This is a genomic window from Actinomadura xylanilytica (assembly GCF_030283145.1).
Classification (GTDB): domain Bacteria; phylum Actinomycetota; class Actinomycetes; order Streptosporangiales; family Streptosporangiaceae; genus Spirillospora; species Spirillospora xylanilytica.
This window is the reverse complement of sequence record NZ_JASNWE010000004.1, coordinates 1,148,610-1,166,075: the sequence shown is the minus strand read 5'-3', so window position 1 is coordinate 1,166,075 and position 17,466 is coordinate 1,148,610. Positions and strand designations below refer to the sequence as shown.

The following is a 17,466-nucleotide window of genomic DNA, read 5'->3' as shown; positions in this document are numbered from 1 at the left end:
GGGCGCCCCGTAGGTGAGCGGGGGGCACAGTGAGCGAGTTGAAACTGGAGAACGTTTCCCGGTGGTACGGGAACGTGGTCGCGGTCAATGGCGTGTCGATGACGATCGGGCCGGGCGTGACCGGGCTGCTGGGGCCGAACGGGGCGGGGAAGTCGACGCTCATCCACATGATGGGCGGGTTCCTGGCGCCGTCGTCGGGGTCGGTCTCGCTGGACGGGGCGGCGATCTGGCAGAACCCGAACATCTACCGGAGCCTCGGGCTGGTGCCGGAGCGGGAGAGCGCCTACGACTTCCTGACCGGGCGGCAGTTCATCCTGGCGATGGCCAAGCTGCACAAGCTGAAGGATCCGGGGACGGCGGCGGCGCGGGCGATCGCGCTGGTGGAGATGGACTACGCCGCGGACCGGATCATCGGCAACTACTCCAAGGGCATGAAGCAGCGGATCAAGATGGCGTCGGCGCTGGTGCACGATCCGCCGGTGCTGCTGCTGGACGAGCCGTTCAACGGGATGGACCCGCGGCAGCGGCTCCAGCTCATGGACCTGATCCGGCGGATGGCCGACGAGGGCCGCACGATCCTGTTCAGCTCGCACATCCTGGAGGAGGTGGAGCGCCTGGCCAGCCACATCGAGGTGATCGTGGCGGGCCGGCACGCGGCGTCCGGCGACTTCCGCCGGATCCGGCGGCTGATGACCGACCGGCCGCACCTGTTCCTGGTCCGGTCGGGCGACGACCGGCGGCTGGCCGCGGCGATCATCGCGGACGGGTCGGCGCGCAGCGTCCAGCTCACCGACAAGGGGTTGCAGGTCGAGGCGGTCGACTTCCAGCGGTTCACCTGGCTGCTCCCGCAGGTCGCCCGGGACTCCGGGGTCCGGCTGTGGGAGGTCTCGCCGTCCGACGAGTCGCTGGAAAGCGTCTTCTCCTACCTGGTGGGGAAGTGAGGGCCAGATGAACGCCACGATCGCGATGATCACGTTCCGTGCGATGCTCGGTCGGCGCCGTGCGCTGCTGCTGTTCGCGCTGCCGCTGGTGCTGATCCTGCTGGCGGTGGGGCTGAAGGTCACCGGGCTCGCCGATCTGGAGGTCTCCACCGGGGTGCTCCAGCGGTTCGGGCTCGCCACGCTGCTGCCGCTGCTGGCGCTGATCGCAGGCACCGGGGTGATCGGCCCGGAGATCGACGACGGCCAGATCATGTACGTGCTGACCAAGCCGATCCCGCGGCAGGTGATCGTGCTGACCAAGCTGGCGGTGGCGATCGTGCTGGTGACGGCGTTCGCGGCCGTCCCGACGCTGCTGGCCGGGCTGCTGATGTCCGGGATGACCGAGCAGGTGGCGCCGGCGTTCACCGTGGGGGTCCTGGTCGGGGGCATCGCCTACAGCGCGGTGTTCGTCGCGCTGGCCGTGGTCAGCCGCAACGCCGTGACGATCGGGCTGCTGTACGCGCTGGTGTGGGAGACGCTGCTCGGCAATTTCGCGCCCGGCGCGAAGTCGGCCTCGATCCAGCAGTGGGCCCTGTCGGTGACCGACGTGCTGACCGGGGCCACGACGGTCAAGTCCACGGTGGACCTGGCCGTCGCGGTCCCGTTGCTCGTCGCGGTCACCGCCGTGGGCACGCTGCTGGCAGTGGTGCGGCTGCGTTCGCTGGCGGTGGCGAGCGCCGAGTAGCGCCGTCCGCTAGCGGGGCGCGGGCGCGCCGCACCTCGGGCAGGGCCCGCATCCGGCGGGTGACGTTCCGGCGGCGGCACGGGCCTTCGGCGCGTCCAGCGGGGCGCCCCGGGAGTCGATCAGGACGTATTCCAGGGGCGGCCGTTCGAGCCCGCCGTCCGCCGCGATGACCTCGGCGCGTCCCGCTGGCTGCTCTCCTTTCCTGCGGAGACATGTACGCGTGAGACACGCCGTCAGGTGTGGTTGTGTTGTTTTCGTTCCGGGGGGCGAGTTGCCGCTCGCCCCCCGGATTCTCGGTCTACGGGGTCGTGCCGGTCATCCGACGCTGCACAGGATGTGCTCGACGGCCGCGACCCGCTCGGACAGCTCGCCGAGCCTGGCCGTCACCTCTCTCTGCTGCTGCGCCGACTCCCGGGTGACGGCGCGGAGTGAAGTCAAAGGACGGTGGACGCGCAGGTCAGGCGGTCGGTTGTCACGGTGGCCCCGGCCGGACGGTCACGATAATCGTGACCGTTGATCATCTTCCGGGCGGGCGGGATCTCCACCACAATCCTCGTACCGCCGTCAGCTCCCCGCGTGAAGGCGCATGCCCGCCATGCCGTGACCGACCCGCGCAGGAGCACAGATGACCGAGCACCCCTATCCGCCCGCGCCCTATCCCCCCGCGCCGTACGTCCAGGAGCTCGCGGTCAAGCGGGGAGTCGGACGCGCCCTGGCCGCCACCATCACGCTGGGCGCCTGCGTGCTGCTCCTGATCGTCCACGCCGGGCTGGCGGCCTGGGGGACCCACCTCGTCGATCCGGCCGACCCGCTCGTCCACGAGCGCGTGGAGAGCCTGTTCTACCTGCTGGACGTCCTCGGGCTGGCCGAGGCCGCGGCGACGGTGGCGACCGCCGTCGCGCTGATCGTCTGGCTGTGGCGGGCGCGGGCGAACGCCGTGGGCATCGGCGGGACCCCGCAGCAGTGGGGCCGGCCCTGGATGATCATCGGCTGGATGGTGCCGATCCTGAACTTCTGGGTGCCCCGGATGATCGTCGCGGACGTCTGGAGGGCCAGCGCCCCCGCGGGCCGGCGGGCCTGGCCGGTCAACCTGTGGTGGCCGCTGTGGCTGATCTACGTCGTCGGTGGCCGGGTGCTCTCCGACGATGACGATATGAGCCTTCAGGAGCTGTACGACCATTGCGTGTCCCTGACCGCGCTCGCCCTGATCGGAGTCGCCGCGGCGGCGCTCGCCATCGTGTTCGTCTGGCGGATCACCGGCTTCCAGGAGGCCCACGCCCGCCGCTTGGCCCAGGCCATCGCCCAGCCCGCGGCTACGCCGGTCCCGCCCTCCGGCCCCGGATGGCGGTGACCACGGCGCCGCCCGTGATCGCCAGGCCCATCAGCGCGGCGCCGAAGGCCGTGGCGCCGGCGGTGAGGCCGACGGCGTCGCTGAGGTACGCGGCGGAGACGGACAGGACACCGGCGGGCAGGGCATTCTGCCCTGGCCTCGCAGGGGTACCGCTCTCGCTCGCCCTTTCCGGCGGGCGTGGTGGTGGCCTTGCTGGTCGGGATCGTCACGGTGGCGGTCACCTACTTGACCCGGTTCGCTCGGCAGCGGCTGGAATACGGGCTGCGTACCGTGGCGCCGCTGCTCACCGCACCCGATGGCGTGCGCGATGAGCTGGAACTGCGGCATCGCGGGTCAGGCTGGAGCGCCCCTATACGGTCGAGGTGGTGCTTGCCGGCGAGGGGCGTCGCGACATCCCCCGGGCCGCTTTCGACAACGGTGCTCCGATCCGGCTGGATCTGGGGACGTCCATTGTGGAGTTTTTGCAGGTCACACGCACCGGTTCGGCTTCGGCGACGCCGGCGCCACCGGTGCGTGCCGAGGGGGCGGCGTTGCCGGTCGGTCCGGCGCTGATCGGCCGTCGTCAGCGCATCATGCTGACGGCCTTGGTGGAGGGTGAGCCCGAACTGAGCTGTGAGGCTCGTAGACGTTCCGGACGGCCTACTGCCGGACCGCCTCCCGGCTGCCGCGCACCGCCCTGGTGAACGGGGTCGTCGGGGCCTGGCCGGGATCCGCTCGCATGCGGCCAGGGTCTGTTCGTAAAGCGGGATGGCTCGGCTCAGATCCCCCGCCGTCTCGTAGGCACCGGCGAGTTGTCGGGGTGTCAGGGTGGTCGGGGCCCAGGACCCCGTTCCATGCTGCTTGGGTGAACCATTCCAGTCGATTGTGGCGTCGCGCGGACAGTCTCTGGGAGGATCAGGTGCTCCTGGTGCCCCTGGCGCTGACCGCCGCCGTCACGGTGGTGGCCTTTCTGACTCCGAGCCACCTCTACTTCAGCCGCTTTCTCGTGGTCGCCCCCATTTTGGCCGCCTCGATGTGGCCGGTGGCCGAAACGGTGGCCATCGGCCTGCTGGCTGTGGCCATCAACGTCCTGATCGCCGTAACCGTCGGCCAGCTGAGCGAGGCCTCTCACACCTACCTGTTCACCAACGTGGTGATCGTGGGTGTGACCGCCGCGTCCGCCTACGCCAGCCATGTGCGCCAGCAGCGGGAGGAGACCCTCGCCCAGGTCCGCTCCGTTTCCGAGACGACCCAGAAGGTCCTGCTGCGCCCTATTCCCCACCGCCTCGGCCGGTTGGACATCGACACGCTCTACCTCGCTGCCGCGGCCCAGGCCCGTGTCGGCGGTGACTTCTACGAAGCGCTGGAGACACCCCACGGCATCCGCCTGATCATCGGGGACGTTCGCGGCAAAGGACTCCCCGCGGTCGGCGTGGCATCGGCGATCGTCGGATGCTTCCGGGAGGCCGCGTACGACGAGCCGGACCTGGCGCGGCTGGCACGCCGACTGGACGTGAGCATGAACCGCTACACCACACTGTTTCCCGGCGACGACCTGGAGTACTTCGCCACGGCCCTGCTCGCCGAGTTCCCCGACGACGGATCGGCGGCCGAAATCGTCAACTGCGGCCACCCCTCGCCACTGCTGCTCCGCGCGGGAGCGGTCCGCGAGGTCGATCCCACGGCTCCCTCGCCGCCCATCAACATGGGTGCCCTGCTCGGCGGGGAGTATCGCATCGACCTCCTCCCTTTCGCCGTCGGCGACCAACTGCTGCTGTACACCGACGGCGTTACCGAGACCCGCGACCACACTGGCGCGTTCTTCCCGCTGACGCAGCGCGCGGGCCAGTGGGACACGGACTCCCCTTCCCAGCTGCTCGAGCAGCTGCACAGGGACCTAGTCCACTACAGCCACGGCCGACTCGACGACGACATCGCGGCCGTCGTCGTCCGTGCGACGGACGAGCGTGGAACGTAGGAGCCCCGACCAGCCCCAACGAGACAAGCGGGCGCAGGGGCCGCCACCCTCGATGAGCTTGGCGAGCTCGGCTTCGATTTCGCGGGCCACTTCCTTATCATCGGCGCTGTTCGCGCGACCGCCAGAGAAGCGCCATCGCCTCGGTCGCGCCCCGGTCGCCCTCTTCGGCGATCGTGAGGAGCAGGCGCCGGGCCCGATGGTCGCGTTCTGTCCGGTACCGCAGGCGCCGTGTAGACGAAGGCCGCGTAGGAGTCGCCTGCGGCGATCTCGGGGCCGCCCTTCTCAGTCGCTACATCCCGAGCCGCCTCGGCCACCTCGGCGTCGCCGGTCTCGTCCAGGATGCGGGCCAAGGTGACGAGCGCCCGCGCGGCCGGTTCGGCCCCTCCGAAGTCGTCGAAGGCCGTCCAATAGGCTGCGAGCGCCCAGGCCACGGCCTCCTCCTCGGGTTCGCCGAAGTTCGTGTAGTGATCTGCCAGTTCGGCGTAGGCGGCCGCCGCCAGTACGGGGAACCGGGCCCCGGCCGATTCTGTCCCGTGACTGGCCAGGGAGTTGGGATCTTGGCTCCCCGGTATCGGTGGCGTGTCGTGCCTACCTTCCCCGGATTGAACGGTGTCGTTCCTCCGAGGCAGCGTAGGTCCTTCCAGCTGGACCGGCGCTGCTACAAGGGTGGCCGCGAAGCCGGGGTCATCAGGCAGCGCCAGTACGGCCTGGAGCGTCGCAGCCACGTCCGGCTCGCCGACCTCAACGCCCGCTTCCCCGGTCTCCTGGACCTGGTCGCGGCCTGGAGTCCGGAAGCCCCCTGAGTCGCGAGGATGCTGGGCCGGGCTTGAGGTTTATCGCCTAGTGCGCGGGTGGCGCGACCTGGCGTAGCCGGCAGGCGAACCAGGTGAACGCGACGCAGACGGAGACGTAGAGGGTCACCGCCTGGACGGCGAAGCGGCCGTAGTGGAAGACCCACCGGTCCGCGGCGGGGTCGGTGCCGTACGACGGGTTGTCCCAGATGTAGGGCAGCATCCAGGCCACCAGCCCGCCCAGGCACTGGGCGAGGGTGTAGAGGATCACGAGCTCTGCCAGGCGCCACAGGTAGCCGCGACGGTCGGTCCGTCTATACGCCCTGACCTGGGAGAGCGCGTTTCCCTGGTGCCAGCGGTCGCCGTCTGGGGCGACGCGGGCGCAGGCGACGGGGCAGAGCACCGTGGCCGCGACGACGAGAGAGATCAGCAGGAGGGCCACGAGCCCTGCCACCGGTTCCGAACTGACGCGGCTGCGTCCCTGAGGGAGCAGCAGGGCGGCCAGGATGGGCAGATGGGTGACCAGGACCGCCGCGTACACGCGGCTCAACACGCGCAGGGGGACAGGACCGGAGCGGTGTTGCGGCTGCACGGTTGTCATGGGCTCATCCAAGCATGGTCTTTCACTTTGGTGAAATAGTTTTCTTCACCGAAGTGAAAGACTTGTAGGCTCGCGAGCATGAATTCCGAGCCGGACGGAGCCCTCCTGGGGCACCAGCTGAGCCTGTGGGTCGTGCTCTATCACGAGGCGCTGGCCTCGCGGCTGCACGTCAACGCGACCGAGCACAAGGTGCTGGGCATCATCGGGCGCGCCCGCGGGGTCCACCCCGCCCAGCTGGTGGCCGAGACGGGCCTGAGCGACGCCGCCATCACGAAGATCGTCGACCGGCTGGTGAGCCTCGGCTATGTCGACCGCGCGCGCGACCCGTCCGACGGCCGACGCTTCACGCTGACCGTGACCGCCGTGCACCGGCAGGTCACGGCCGAGGCCATGGCCCCGATGCTGATCGGCATGGAACACCTTCTCCAGGGCTTCGACGCGGCCGAGCTGGAGACGGTGGGGCGCTGGCTCACCGGAACCGTGGCCGTGATGCGCGAGGCCACGCTGTCCCTGGCCCCGGACACGCCACAGAAAGGGCGATGACCGCGGTGATCTTCCCTTCGGGGGACGGGCATGGCCCGGCTTTGCCAGGATGACCGCATGATCGTTTCCGCTCGCCTGCTCGATGATCAGATGGACGATCTGATCCGTTCGTTCTCGACGCTCGACCTGGGAGGCTGGCAGCGTCCCGATATCGAGCGCGTTCTCGCCGAGCGCGGCTGGTCCCTCGTCGAGGACCGCGGCGTATCCCTGGGCTTCTCCACAGGGCTGCCGACGGGCCACGGGTACGCCTCCACGGATCTGGACCACTCGCCCGCACTCGCGGTCACGCTCGCGTCCGGTCTGGACCACGCCGAGGCGGTAGAGGTGTTCGACACCGCCAGGCGGCAGGCTGAGGACGTGCTCGGCCCACCGCCGTTGCGGGGCGGGCCCGGACCATGGCTGCGATGGCGCCGACCCGGTGCGACGCCCCGTCTGCGGCTCGCGCGCGCGTGCTCGGACGAGGCGACGGCCAGTGTCCATCTCGAACTCCTGGCGACCGATCGGTACGAGCACCACGAGGTGCGGACGGCCCGGCACCAGGGCGAACACCCCTACTCCTGGTGCCGGACCGTCCACACGGACGAGACCGACGGAATGCTCGTCCCGGGGGACGCCGTCGCCGAAGACTGGCGGGACGTCGAAGACCGTCTGGCCCGCACCCTTCGCGCCCTCGTGCGGGACGTACCGGTGCTCGGCGAAGACCCGCTGACCCTGGTGATCGAGGAGCGCGACGACGGGTCGCGGATGCCGTCGGAGATCCCCACCTGCTTCGTCAAACTGGCTGACGGCGTGCTGAGAGTCGAATGCCCGGCCGACCCGGTGCCGGACATGGTCCTGACGTTGACCGAGCTGGGCTGGACGGCGCCGAGCGAGGCGTGGATCACCGTCCTGACCACCGGCGATTGGAGCACCGAACCGGAAGGGAGCCCGAATTTCTCCCGCGACTGGCCGCTGACCTCCGAGGTGGCCGCCGGCGACGCCGCGCGGCTCGTGGTCGGAGCGCTGCGCGCCGTTGAGGCGACGCTGCCGGCACTGGGCTACTGGGTCGGCAGGAACGGCGACAACCTGGGCGTCCGCCTGCCCGAACTCGGCATCTGACCGTCAGTGCAGGGGCGTCCAGCTCTAGCCGACGGACTTCAGCGTGGCGAGCAGAGTCGTCCAGTCGTTGCCGGTGAGCGTGAGGACGGGACCCGCGGGGTTCTTGGAGTCGCGGACGCCGACGGTGCCGTCAAGGACGGCGGTCTCGACGCACTCGCCGCCGTTGCCGCTGTGGCTGCTCTTGCGCCACCTGGGGAGGGAAAGGGGGGTGGTCATTCCCTGACACATCCTTTCTTGTGGTCAAGACAAGGCCCCGGCTACGTGGTGGATCAGTCGTGCCGAGTCACCGGTGTTCAGTGCGGAAGCAAGCAGATGGTCGAGGATCAGGTTACCCCGCCGTGTCTCAGTCGGTTTCTCCATGTACATGCAGCCCATGAGGTGCTCCATGTAGAGGACTTCGGGGTACCCGTCAAAGGTCAGCAGGATGAACGGACCGTCGATCGCCGCGTGGATCCCGGCGCGATAGGGCAGGACCTGGATGGACACATTGGCCAGCCCGCCCAGGTCAAGGAGCCCTTCGAGCTGTGATTTCAGCACCGTGGGGCAGTCCACCAGCCGATGGAGCGCGGCCTCGTCGATGATCGCCCATACGTGCAACGGCTGGTCGGACGCCGTGATCCGCTTCTGCCGCGCCTGACGGACTTCCACGCCGCGCTCTATCTCCTCCGGAGTTCTCGGTTGTGAGCCGCTCAGTACCGCCCGTGCGTAGTCCGGGGTCTGGAGGATTCCTGGAATCAGCGTGGTCTGGTAGGTGCGATAGGTGAGGGCCTCGGCTTCGAAGGCGAGGTAGTCGTTGAAGCCGGACTTGAGGACGTCGTAGGAGTGCCACCAGCCCTTCTGGCGGGCTTCGCGGGCGAGCCGCACCAGTTCGGTCCGCTGCTCGCCGGTGATGCCGTACACCTCCAGCAGTTCCATCACCTCGCCGGAGGTGATGCGCATCTTCGCGTTCTCCATCCGGCTGAGCTTGGCGGTGTCCCAGCCGATCTCGGCGATGGCCTGCTCACCGGTCAGGCCGGCCTTCAGGCGGAGCCGCTTCAGCTCGCGGGCGACGCGTCGGCCGCGCACGGTCGGCGTGTAGGGCATGCCACCTCCACAAATTGTTCTCGAACCACTTGTGATCAGAGTGCTTAGTTGAGCACAGTGTCACCGTACGACTACGGCTGCGGTGACGGAGGGGATTCGGGTGAACAGGATGTGGCTTTCCTTGGAGGTCAGGCTCGCGGGCCTGCCCGTTCAGATACCGGTGGCGCGGCGATTCGTCGCCGATGCGCTGGGAGACGGTCACCCCTGCCGCGCGGACGCGATGCTGCTGGCGTCGGAGGTCGGCACCAACGCGATCAACCATTCGCTCAGCGGCGAGGCGGGCGGGTCGTTCCTGCTGACCGTCCGGTGGACGGAGGGCTGGGCGCGGGTGGCCGTCGCCGACCAGGGCGCGGCGGAGGCGCCCTGCCTCCGCCGCGCCGGGCTCGGGGAGGCGTCCGGACGCGGGATCGCCCTGCTGGACGAACTCGCCGTGCGGTGGGGGTTCATGCGCCGGTCCGTCCGCGGGACGGAAGTGTGGTTCGTCCTGGGGGAGCCGCCGCGCCGTGCGTGGGTGCACGGCGCGGCGGGGGTTCAGGACTCTGAGCCGGTGAGCCTGATCAGGGTGGCGAGGGCCTCGGAGGCGGCCACGGGGTCGAGGTTGCCGAAGGTGCCCTTCTCGGGGCCGTCGAGACCGACGTAGTCGAGCTTCTGCTCGGGATCCTCCTCGGCGAAGATGCCGATGCCGGGCTCCATGCCGATCACCAGGTGCTGCTTCCCGGTGAGCGTCAGCGAGATCGTCCGGCGGTAGCCGCGGTTCTCCTTCGCGCCGAACTCCCAGCCCTGGCGCTCCAGGCCGTAGATGGGCCCGTTCGGCACGGTGGAGCCCTCGAAGCGGCTCAGGCGCGAGCCGGTGCGCTCGTCGTCGGTGAGGACGTGGACACCGCGTCCGAGCTGGGGGAAGGGCTGGAGGATCTCGTAGTCGGCGAGCACGTCCGACCACGCCTTGACCGTCTCGCCCAGGTGCAGCGGGTGCGGGAGGCCGATTCGGGCCGTGGGGGACGGGGTGAACCGCTGGTCGTCCAGGTCGGCGAAGGTACGGTCCTCGGCCACCCGGAACGTGGTGGTCTCGCCCTGGTCGTCCGCCGTCCAGACGAGGCGCCGGACGATGTGCCACAGGAGGGGGTGGCCGACGAGGAGGTCCTGGAACTCCTGCGGCGTCCAGCGGCGTCCGGTGACCATCGCCCTCTCCAGGCGTTTGGTCTGGTCGGAGGCGATGGCGCGCACCTCCTTCTTGAGGACGGTGAAGCGCTGGTAGGCGGCCGGGGCGAGCTCGGGGTCGTCCTTGGCGCCCGGCTTGGGGAGTGCCTTGCGAAGTTTGCCGGTGTCGTCGATGATGTAGGGCTTGAGCTGCTCGTCGAACCCGACGCGGAAGGTGCGGCGGCCGTAGTCGAGGGTCATTCCGCCTTCGGCGTCCAGCCCGAAATCGGGGACGAGCCGGTCGGCGAGCTGCTCGGACGTCAGCCCGCGCTTGCGCGCGGCCTGGTCGAGGGCCGCCTGCGCATACGGCCGGATCCGGTCCTTGTCGGCTGCCTTCCGCGCGAGCGTGTGCAGGTGGCGCAGCGTGGTATCCGTTCCGATCGAGGCGAACACGTACATGGTGTTCGCCCCTCCGCTGTGCCAGACCGTCGCCTTCGACCAGCGGACGACCTGCGCGGCGAGGCGGGCGGCCGTCTCGTCGTCGCCCAGGTACGCCAGCGCGTGCTGGACCCAGGGGGAGGCCCACATCTTGGGCTCGTCGTCGGCTTCGTACAGCGCCCATGCGAACTCGGCGAGCGAGCGCGGGTCGCACGGCTCGATGGCCGAGACGAGACCCGGGTACGGCACGGTCACGGAGATGGACAGCATCGTGATCAGGTTGCGGGTCGCGGACGCGGGCAGGGCCCGCTCCCGTCCGCGCAGGAGGACCTGCGGGAGCCGTTCGGGGACGGCCTTCGCGGCGAGCTCCGGCAGTGGGTCGGGGTAGAGGTCGAGCGGGTCGGTGCGGAACGCCTCGATCGCCTTGGTCGCCTCGTCGCCGTGGTACCGCGCGGCTTCGACGATGGTCTCGCGGCCGTATTTCCGGGCGATCGAGAGGAGGGCCCGCTCGGCGGCCTTTCGCTTCGGGCCGGGCTTGCGGAGGACGTCCGGCACGACCAGCGGGGCGGCGGCCGGGCCGTGCCGCTCGAACCAGGCCGCGGCATCGGTCTTGTTGTACCAGCCGTTGTACAGCCCCTTGATCATCGCCTGTGCCACGTCCGCGTCCACGAACGGGGCGAGCTGCTTCACGTAGCCGCGCCGGCTCTTGGACTCGAGCATCGCGAGCGGATAGGCCGCCAGGCCGTGCCGGGCCACGATGCCGTGGACGGCGCTGATCCCCTTCCACTCGTCGAGAAGGACGTCGGAGTAGCGCTCATCGGCCAGCAGCCGGCGGCCGAGCTCGTCCGGGCCCTGCATCAGCAGGCCGATGTACAGATTGCGGCGGTCTTGGTCGTCGAGGTCGGACAGCGCCTCACCGCTCGCGAAGGTCTCGGCCGCCGCCGCCCAGTCGGTGCCGTCGGGGAGGCGTTCGAAATGGTGATGCTGGTAGGGCATCTCCAGCCATTCCGCCTGCTCGCCCGGCGCCCAGGCCAGAACGGTCGGTTCCTTGGGTGGCTTCAGGCCCTTGAGGACGACCGGCTCCTGGCCCGTCGGCCGCCGGGTCCACGGCGGCTCGACCAGCAGCGGGGGGAGGGCGCTTTCGGGGGCTTCCTCGATGAGGGCGGTGGTTTCTGGCATGTGCTGCTAGTCCCTGGTGAGTTCGGTCAGTTCGGCGATGAGCTCGGAGGCGGTCACCGGATCCAGCGTGCCGAGCACCGGCGAGTTCTTGGACCGGCGCCAGTACGGGGCGGCGTAGACGCCGACGTCCTTGATCCTCTGCTCGGGGAAGGCGTCGACGGCACCCACCGGGATGCCCGGGTCGAGCTGGACCACGGCCCAGCAGGTGCCGACGGGCCGCGAGATCAGCGTCGCGACGCCGTTGTCCTCGGGGGCGCCCCGTTCCCAGCCGAGCCGGGTCAGCTTGAGGACCCGGCCGATGGGCACGGTGACGCCCTCGAACCGTCCGAGCCGGTGTCCGCCGCGCTCCTCCTCGGTGAGGGGGTGGACCTCGCGTCCGAGCTGGGGGAAGGGCTGGAGGATCTCGTAGTCGGCGAGGACATCCGACCATGCCTTGACCGTATCGCCCAGGTGATACGGGTGCGGGAGGCCGATCCGGGCCGTGGGGGACGGGTCGAACCCCTGGTCGTCGACGCCCGCGAAGGTGCGGTCCTCGGCGATGCGGAAGGGGCGGTCGTCGGCGGTCCAGACGAGGCGGCGGGCGATGTGCCACATCAGCGGATGATCGACCAGGAAGGCGCGGAAGTCGCCGGGGGTCCAGCGGCGGCCGGTGACCATGGCGGCTTCGAGGCGGGCGATCTGGTCGGCGGCGATCGTCCGGACGTCCTTTTTCAGGGTGGTGAACCGCTGGTAGGCGGCCGGTGCCAGCTCGGGGTCGTCTTTGGCGCCTGGCTTGGGCAGTGACTTGCGGAGTTTGCCGGTGTCGTCGATGACGTAGGGCTTGAGCTGTTCGTCGAACCCGACGCGGAAGGACCGAGGCCCGTAGTCGAGGGTCATTCCGCCCTCGGCGTCCAGCCCGAAATCGGGGACGAGCCGGTCGGCGAGCTGCTCGGACGTCAGCCCGCGCTCCTTCGCGATCTTGTTGAGCAGCGCCTCCGCCTGCGGCCGGATCCGCTTCCGGTCGGCCGCCTTCTGCGAGATCTGGTGCAGGAAGCGCAGGGCGACGTCCGTCCCGACGGACGTGTGCACCTCCAGCGCGTTCCAGCCCTTGTTCCTCCACACGTCCGCCTTCGACCAGCGGTTGATCACCGAGGTGAGGCGGCGGACGGTCTGCTCGTCGCCCAGGTGCTTCAGGGCGTGCGCCATCCAGTCGGCGGCCCACAAGGGGTAGCCCCGGTGCGCCTTGAACAGCGCCCAGACGAACTCGGTCAGGGAATCGGGGTCGCACAGCTCGGTGACCGTCGCGACCCCGGGGTAGAAGGCGCCGCCGCGGGTGAAGGTGAGCATCGTGATGAAGTGCCGGGTCGCGGACGCGGGCAGCGCGCGGTCCCGTCCGCGCAGCAGGATCTGCGGCAGCTCCGCCGGGTCGAGCGCGGCCTCGGACCACGACGGCGGCCACGGGTACACGTCGAGCGGATCGATCCGCAGCTCGGCGACCGCGTCGGCCGCCTCGTCGCCATGGCACCGCGCGGCCTCGGTCACGGCGGCGTGCCCGTGCCGCTCGACGAGGTGGCGGAGCGCGACCTCGGCGCCCTTCCGCTTGGGGGCGCTCCGGCCGAACGCGATGGGCACCAGCGCCGGGACGGCGGCCAGACCGTGCCGGTCGAGCCACGCGCGCAGCATCGGGAGGTGGGACCCGTCGGCGCCGATCCCGACCATGATCTGGATCACGGCCGCGTCGCGGAACGGGACGAGCCCGCCCGCCGCCGCGCCGTCGCGTTCGGCGAGGGACTTGGCCAGCGCCAGCGCGGCCAGCTCGTGCCGTGCCACCAGCGGGTGGAGCCACGCCTTGGAGCCGCTGTGGTAGTGGAAGTCGAACCGGGCCAGGATGGCCTGGCCGTACTCCTCGGGGGCCTGCATCAGGAGGCCGAGGTGCTCGGCCTGGAGCCGGGGGTCGTTCTCGAAGTCGGACCCGGACACCGGGGCGAAGGACGCGGCGAGGTCCGACCAGGCGGTGTCGTCCGGGAGGCGGTCCAGGCTCTGGTACGGCTCGTCCAGCCATTCCTCGCGCTCGCCTGGGGCCCAGACCACCACGGTCGGCTCCTGCGGCGCCTTGAGGCCCTTGATGGTCAGCGGCTCGTCGCGCGGGGGACGCCGCACCCAGGGCGGCTCGACCAGCAGCGGGGGCAGGGCGCTCGCGGGAGCGTCCGGGACGAGGTGCGCGGCGGGGGTGTCTGGCATTTTTTCCTAGTTCCTGGTGAGGTCGGTGAGCTGGGCGATGAGCTCGGAGGCGGCCACCGGTTCGAGCTCCCCGAAGGTCGGGGTGCCCTCGCGGGGCGATCGGTAGGAGGTCGCGTTGGGGCTGATCAGGACACTCCGGAGTGTCTGCTCGGGGAAGACCTCGACGGCGCCCACCGCGATGCCCGGATCGAGGTCGATCACCACCCACCGCTCGCCGCCGGCGGGCACGGAGATCCAGCCCTCCACCCCGCCGTCCTGCGGCGTGCCCCGCTCCCAGCCGTGCCGGGTGAGCCCGAGGACTCTGCCGGTGGGGACGGTGACGCCTTCGAACCGTCCGAGTCGGTCCCCGGCGCGTTCGCCCTCGGTGAGGGTGTGGATCTGGCGCCCGAGCTGGAGGAAGGGCTGGAGGATCTCGTAGTCGGCGAGGACGTCCGACCACGCCTTGACCGCGCCGCCCAGGTGCAGGGGGTGGGCGATGCCGATCTCGGCGGTGTCGGGCAAGGTGAAGGCGTCGTCGTCGACGCCCGCGAAGGTGCGGTCTTCGGCGATGCGGAAGGGTTGGTCGTCGGCGGTCCAGATCAGGCGGCGGGCGATGTGCCACATGAGCGGGTGGTCGAGGAAGAAGGCGCGGAAGTCGTCGGGGGTCCAGCGGCGTCCGGTGACCATGGCGGCTTCGAGGCGGGCGATCTGGTCGGCGGCGTTCGCCCGGACGTCCTTCTTCAAGGTGCTGAACCGCTGGTAGGCGGCGGGGGCGAGCTCGGGGTCGTCTTTGACGCCGGGTTTGGGGAGGGCCTTGCGGAGTTTGCCGGTGTCGTCGACGACGTAGGGCTTGAGCTGCTCGTCGAACCCGACGCGGAACGAACGAGGCCCGAAGTCGAGGGTCATCCCACCCTCGGCGTCCAGCTCGAAATCGGGGACGAGCCGGTCGGCGAGCTGCTCGGGAGTGAGCCCGCGGGCCTCGGCCGCCTCGCGGATCATCGACCGCGCGTAGAACCTGAGCCCGGTGTACCGCACCTTGCGTGCGATCCCGTTGAGGTGGATCAGCGCCACGTCGGTGCCGATCGCGGCGAGCACGTCCAGGCCCTGCTCGGCCTTGGCGTGCCGGGCCTCTCCCGGCCAGGCGCGGATGATCGGGGTGAGCAGCCGCACGGTCTCGTCGTCGCCGAACCAGGCGAGCTGGGTCAGCACCCAGCCGAAGCGGGACGGCTGGCCCGCCCGCCGCCACGCCTCGAAGACGCCCCGGGAGAACGCGGCGAGCGAGGCCGGCGTGCAGAGCTTGCGGACCTCCTCCAGTGCCTCATGCGGGTCGGTCCCGGAGAGCGCCATGAACGAGACGACGTTCCGGGCCTGCTTGACCGGCACCACCCGTCCGCCGTCGCGCAGCACCAGCCGGGGCAGCCGGGCACGGTCGGCCCAGGGGACCTTCGGGGCCTTCGGCGGGCCCTCGGCCGGCTTCTTCGCCACGTCCAGGACCGGCCGCTCGCGGCGCAGGGCCTCGGCCACCGCCTCCGCGGCCTCGTCGCCGTGGACACGGGCGGCGTCGGCGACCGCGTCACGGCCGTGGCGGCCGGCCACGACCCACAGCGCGGCCAGGGCCTTCCTGCGGGCCGGACGGCGCTTGCCCAGGGCGTCCGGCACCAGGAACGGGACCGCCGCCAGGCCGTGCCGCTCCAACCAGGTGAGGGCGATCTCGTGAGTCGACTTGAGCCGGAAGTGCCAGTCGGCCATCCGGACCGCCACCTCGGCGTCCAGGAACGGCAGGAGCGCCTTGATGCAGCCGGCGGGGTCGAGGTCGACGCAGTGGATCAGCGGGGCGTGCGCCTCCAGCTCGAACCGGGCCACGATCGGCCTGAGCGAGTGCCAGAAGTAGCTGCTGGTGTATTCGGGCCGCCAGGCGGCCACCAGCGGGCGGACCAGCTCCTCGGGGCCCTGCACCAGCAGGCCGGCCTTGGTCGGCGGGTAGCCCGCGCCGGGCTCCCGGTACTCCTCGATGATCGTGGCCCAGTCGCCGTCGAAGTGGCCGTAGGACGTGATCGCCGCCCATTCCTCGCGTTCGCCCGGCTTCCAGGCGATGGTCAGCCCGGCCGGGGGCTCCAGGCCGGGGACGAGGACCGGCTCGGGCTCCTTCGGCTTCGCGGGGCTGGGCAGCCGTGCCGCCTGCTCCCAGGGCGGGTCGACCAGGACCTGCGGCAACGCGTCGAGAGGGGCGTCCTTGACCGTCACGGGGCTCGCACCGGGTGTGTCCATGTCGGAGACCGTAGAGGAGCCCCCCGACAACCCGCCGAAGATCATTAAAGATCGGCGGATACCCGTCCCGGACCGGCGTTCCAGTCAGATGCGGCGCAGCCGGACCCGCTGGACGCCGTGGTCGCGGCCCTTGTGCAGCACCAGCGTGGCGCGGGCGCGCGTCGGTAGGATGTTGGAGACCAGGTTGATCTCGTTGACGTCGCGCCACACCCGCTGGGCGAACGCGGCCGTCTCGTCCTCGTCGAGCTCGTGCGCGTACTTGTGGAAGTAGGAGCGGGGGTCGGTGAATGCGGTGCGGCGCAGCGCGAGCAGCCGGTCGACGTACCACTGCCGGATGTCCTCGACCCGCGCGTCCACGTAGATCGAGAAGTCGAAGAAGTCGGCCACCCCGAGCTGTCCGGCGGGCGGCGCCTGGAGCACGTTCAGGCCCTCGACGATCAGGATGTCGGGGCGCCGGACGGTCTGCGCCGCGCCCGGCACGATGTCGTACTCCAGATGCGAGTAGACCGGGATCGAGTGCCCGGCCGCGCCCGCCTTGATCTCCGACACGAACCGGACCAGCGCGCGCCGGTCGTAGGACTCGGGGAAGCCCTTCCGGTCCATGATCCCGCGATCGGTCAGCACCGCGTTCGGGTGCAGGAAGCTGTCGGTGGTGACCAGCTCCACGCTCGGGTGCTCGGGCCAGCGGGCCAGCAGCGTGCGCAGCAGCCGCGCGGTGGTCGACTTGCCGACCGCCACGCTGCCCGCCACGCCGATGATGAACGGGGTGGGCTGCACCGGCTCGCCGAGGAACCCGCTGACGGTGTCGCGCAGGCCCCCGTCGGCCATGAAGAACAGGTTCAGCAGCCGTGACAGCGGGAGGTAGACCTCCTCGACCTCGGTGATGTCGATCGGGTCGCGCAGGCCGCGCAGCTCGTCGAGCTCCTCCGGGGTCAGGGGCAGCGGGGTGTTCTCGCGCAGCGCCCGCCAGGCGTCGCGGGAGAGTTCCACATAAGGGCTCGGCACGCTGTCCCATCCGCTCGTCATGGCTGAACAGTAGCCACCTGTCTGAGGTGGACCGGGGTCCTTGACCGGGCGTCCACGCTATAGCCACCCTCCCGTGGCCTCGGCCGCCGGGGCCACGGGGGCGCTCGCACGGAGCAGGCGCTCTTCCGAA

17 protein-coding genes are annotated in these 17,466 nt (G+C 70.5%); 9 read left to right on the top strand and 8 right to left on the bottom strand.

Features of this window, described 5'->3' with window-relative positions:
* Positions 1-29: 29 nt before the first annotated feature.
* Both QP090_RS29180 and QP090_RS29175 read left to right on the top strand, forming a co-directional pair.
* Positions 30-941, top strand: a complete 912-nt coding sequence (locus QP090_RS29180) for an ABC transporter ATP-binding protein (protein WP_285942669.1) — start codon at positions 30-32, stop codon at positions 939-941.
* A 7-nt stretch (positions 942-948) separates the two neighbouring features.
* The gene (locus QP090_RS29175) at positions 949-1,665 is read left to right on the top strand and encodes an ABC transporter permease (RefSeq protein WP_285942668.1); all 717 of its coding nucleotides are present in this window, start codon (positions 949-951) and stop codon (positions 1,663-1,665) included.
* Between the two features lie 315 nt (positions 1,666-1,980).
* Here QP090_RS29175 and QP090_RS29170 read toward each other — a convergent pair whose 3' ends face one another.
* Positions 1,981-2,103: a hypothetical protein gene (locus QP090_RS29170; RefSeq protein ID WP_285942667.1), complete on the bottom strand. Its 123-nt coding sequence runs from the start codon at positions 2,101-2,103 to the stop codon at positions 1,981-1,983.
* Between the two features lie 187 nt (positions 2,104-2,290).
* Between QP090_RS29170 and QP090_RS29165 the strand changes: the two genes are divergently transcribed.
* The 4 genes from QP090_RS29165 (at position 2,291) to QP090_RS29150 (ending at position 5,776) form a co-directional block, all read left to right on the top strand.
* Entirely contained in the window at positions 2,291-3,016 is a 726-nt protein-coding gene (locus QP090_RS29165) for a DUF4328 domain-containing protein (RefSeq protein WP_285942666.1), read from the top strand.
* Positions 3,017-3,381: 365 nt separating this feature from the next.
* The gene (locus QP090_RS29160) at positions 3,382-3,699 is read left to right on the top strand and encodes a hypothetical protein (RefSeq protein ID WP_285942665.1); all 318 of its coding nucleotides are present in this window, start codon (positions 3,382-3,384) and stop codon (positions 3,697-3,699) included.
* Between the two features lie 224 nt (positions 3,700-3,923).
* Positions 3,924-4,973, top strand: coding sequence for a PP2C family protein-serine/threonine phosphatase (locus QP090_RS29155; protein ID WP_285942664.1), 1,050 nt, complete (start codon positions 3,924-3,926; stop codon positions 4,971-4,973).
* Positions 4,974-5,575: 602 nt separating this feature from the next.
* Positions 5,576-5,776: a hypothetical protein gene (locus QP090_RS29150; RefSeq protein WP_285942663.1), complete on the top strand. Its 201-nt coding sequence runs from the start codon at positions 5,576-5,578 to the stop codon at positions 5,774-5,776.
* Between the two features lie 37 nt (positions 5,777-5,813).
* On the opposite strand, the gene QP090_RS29145 is transcribed toward QP090_RS29150, so the two are convergent.
* On the bottom strand, positions 5,814-6,314 hold the full coding sequence (locus QP090_RS29145) for a hypothetical protein (protein ID WP_285942662.1): 501 nt from the start codon (positions 6,312-6,314) through the stop codon (positions 5,814-5,816).
* Positions 6,315-6,443: 129 nt separating this feature from the next.
* Between QP090_RS29145 and QP090_RS29140 the strand changes: the two genes are divergently transcribed.
* Both QP090_RS29140 and QP090_RS29135 read left to right on the top strand, forming a co-directional pair.
* Complete coding sequence (locus QP090_RS29140; RefSeq protein WP_285942661.1) at positions 6,444-6,908, top strand: MarR family winged helix-turn-helix transcriptional regulator; 465 nt, start codon at positions 6,444-6,446, stop codon at positions 6,906-6,908.
* A gap of 57 nt (positions 6,909-6,965) precedes the next feature.
* The gene (locus tag QP090_RS29135; RefSeq protein ID WP_285942660.1) at positions 6,966-8,006 is read left to right on the top strand and encodes a TY-Chap domain-containing protein; all 1,041 of its coding nucleotides are present in this window, start codon (positions 6,966-6,968) and stop codon (positions 8,004-8,006) included.
* A 24-nt stretch (positions 8,007-8,030) separates the two neighbouring features.
* Here the strand turns inward: QP090_RS29135 and QP090_RS29130 are convergent, their stop codons facing one another.
* Together QP090_RS29130 and QP090_RS29125 are read right to left on the bottom strand one after the other, a co-directional pair.
* Positions 8,031-8,222 carry a DUF397 domain-containing protein gene (locus tag QP090_RS29130; protein WP_285942659.1) on the bottom strand — a complete coding sequence of 64 codons (192 nt, stop codon included), beginning with the start codon at positions 8,220-8,222 and terminating at the stop codon, positions 8,031-8,033.
* A gap of 24 nt (positions 8,223-8,246) precedes the next feature.
* Complete coding sequence (locus QP090_RS29125; protein WP_285942658.1) at positions 8,247-9,089, bottom strand: helix-turn-helix domain-containing protein; 843 nt, start codon at positions 9,087-9,089, stop codon at positions 8,247-8,249.
* A 109-nt stretch (positions 9,090-9,198) separates the two neighbouring features.
* Between QP090_RS29125 and QP090_RS29120 the strand changes: the two genes are divergently transcribed.
* On the top strand, positions 9,199-9,729 hold the full coding sequence (locus QP090_RS29120; RefSeq protein ID WP_285942657.1) for an ATP-binding protein: 531 nt from the start codon (positions 9,199-9,201) through the stop codon (positions 9,727-9,729).
* Here QP090_RS29120 and QP090_RS29115 read toward each other — a convergent pair.
* The 4 genes from QP090_RS29115 to coaA form a co-directional block, all read right to left on the bottom strand.
* A complete protein-coding gene (locus QP090_RS29115) occupies positions 9,621-11,843 on the bottom strand; it encodes a DUF4132 domain-containing protein (protein ID WP_285942656.1) in 2,223 nt (740 codons plus the stop codon). The genes QP090_RS29120 and QP090_RS29115 overlap by 109 nt on opposite strands.
* Positions 11,844-11,849: 6 nt before the next feature.
* Positions 11,850-14,063: a DUF4132 domain-containing protein gene (locus tag QP090_RS29110; protein WP_285942655.1), complete on the bottom strand. Its 2,214-nt coding sequence runs from the start codon at positions 14,061-14,063 to the stop codon at positions 11,850-11,852.
* A 6-nt stretch (positions 14,064-14,069) separates the two neighbouring features.
* Complete coding sequence (locus QP090_RS29105; protein WP_285942654.1) at positions 14,070-16,310, bottom strand: DUF4132 domain-containing protein; 2,241 nt, start codon at positions 16,308-16,310, stop codon at positions 14,070-14,072.
* A gap of 84 nt (positions 16,311-16,394) precedes the next feature.
* Complete coding sequence (gene coaA / locus QP090_RS29100; RefSeq protein ID WP_285942653.1) at positions 16,395-17,336, bottom strand: type I pantothenate kinase; 942 nt, start codon at positions 17,334-17,336, stop codon at positions 16,395-16,397.
* Positions 17,337-17,466: the final 130 nt, after the last annotated feature.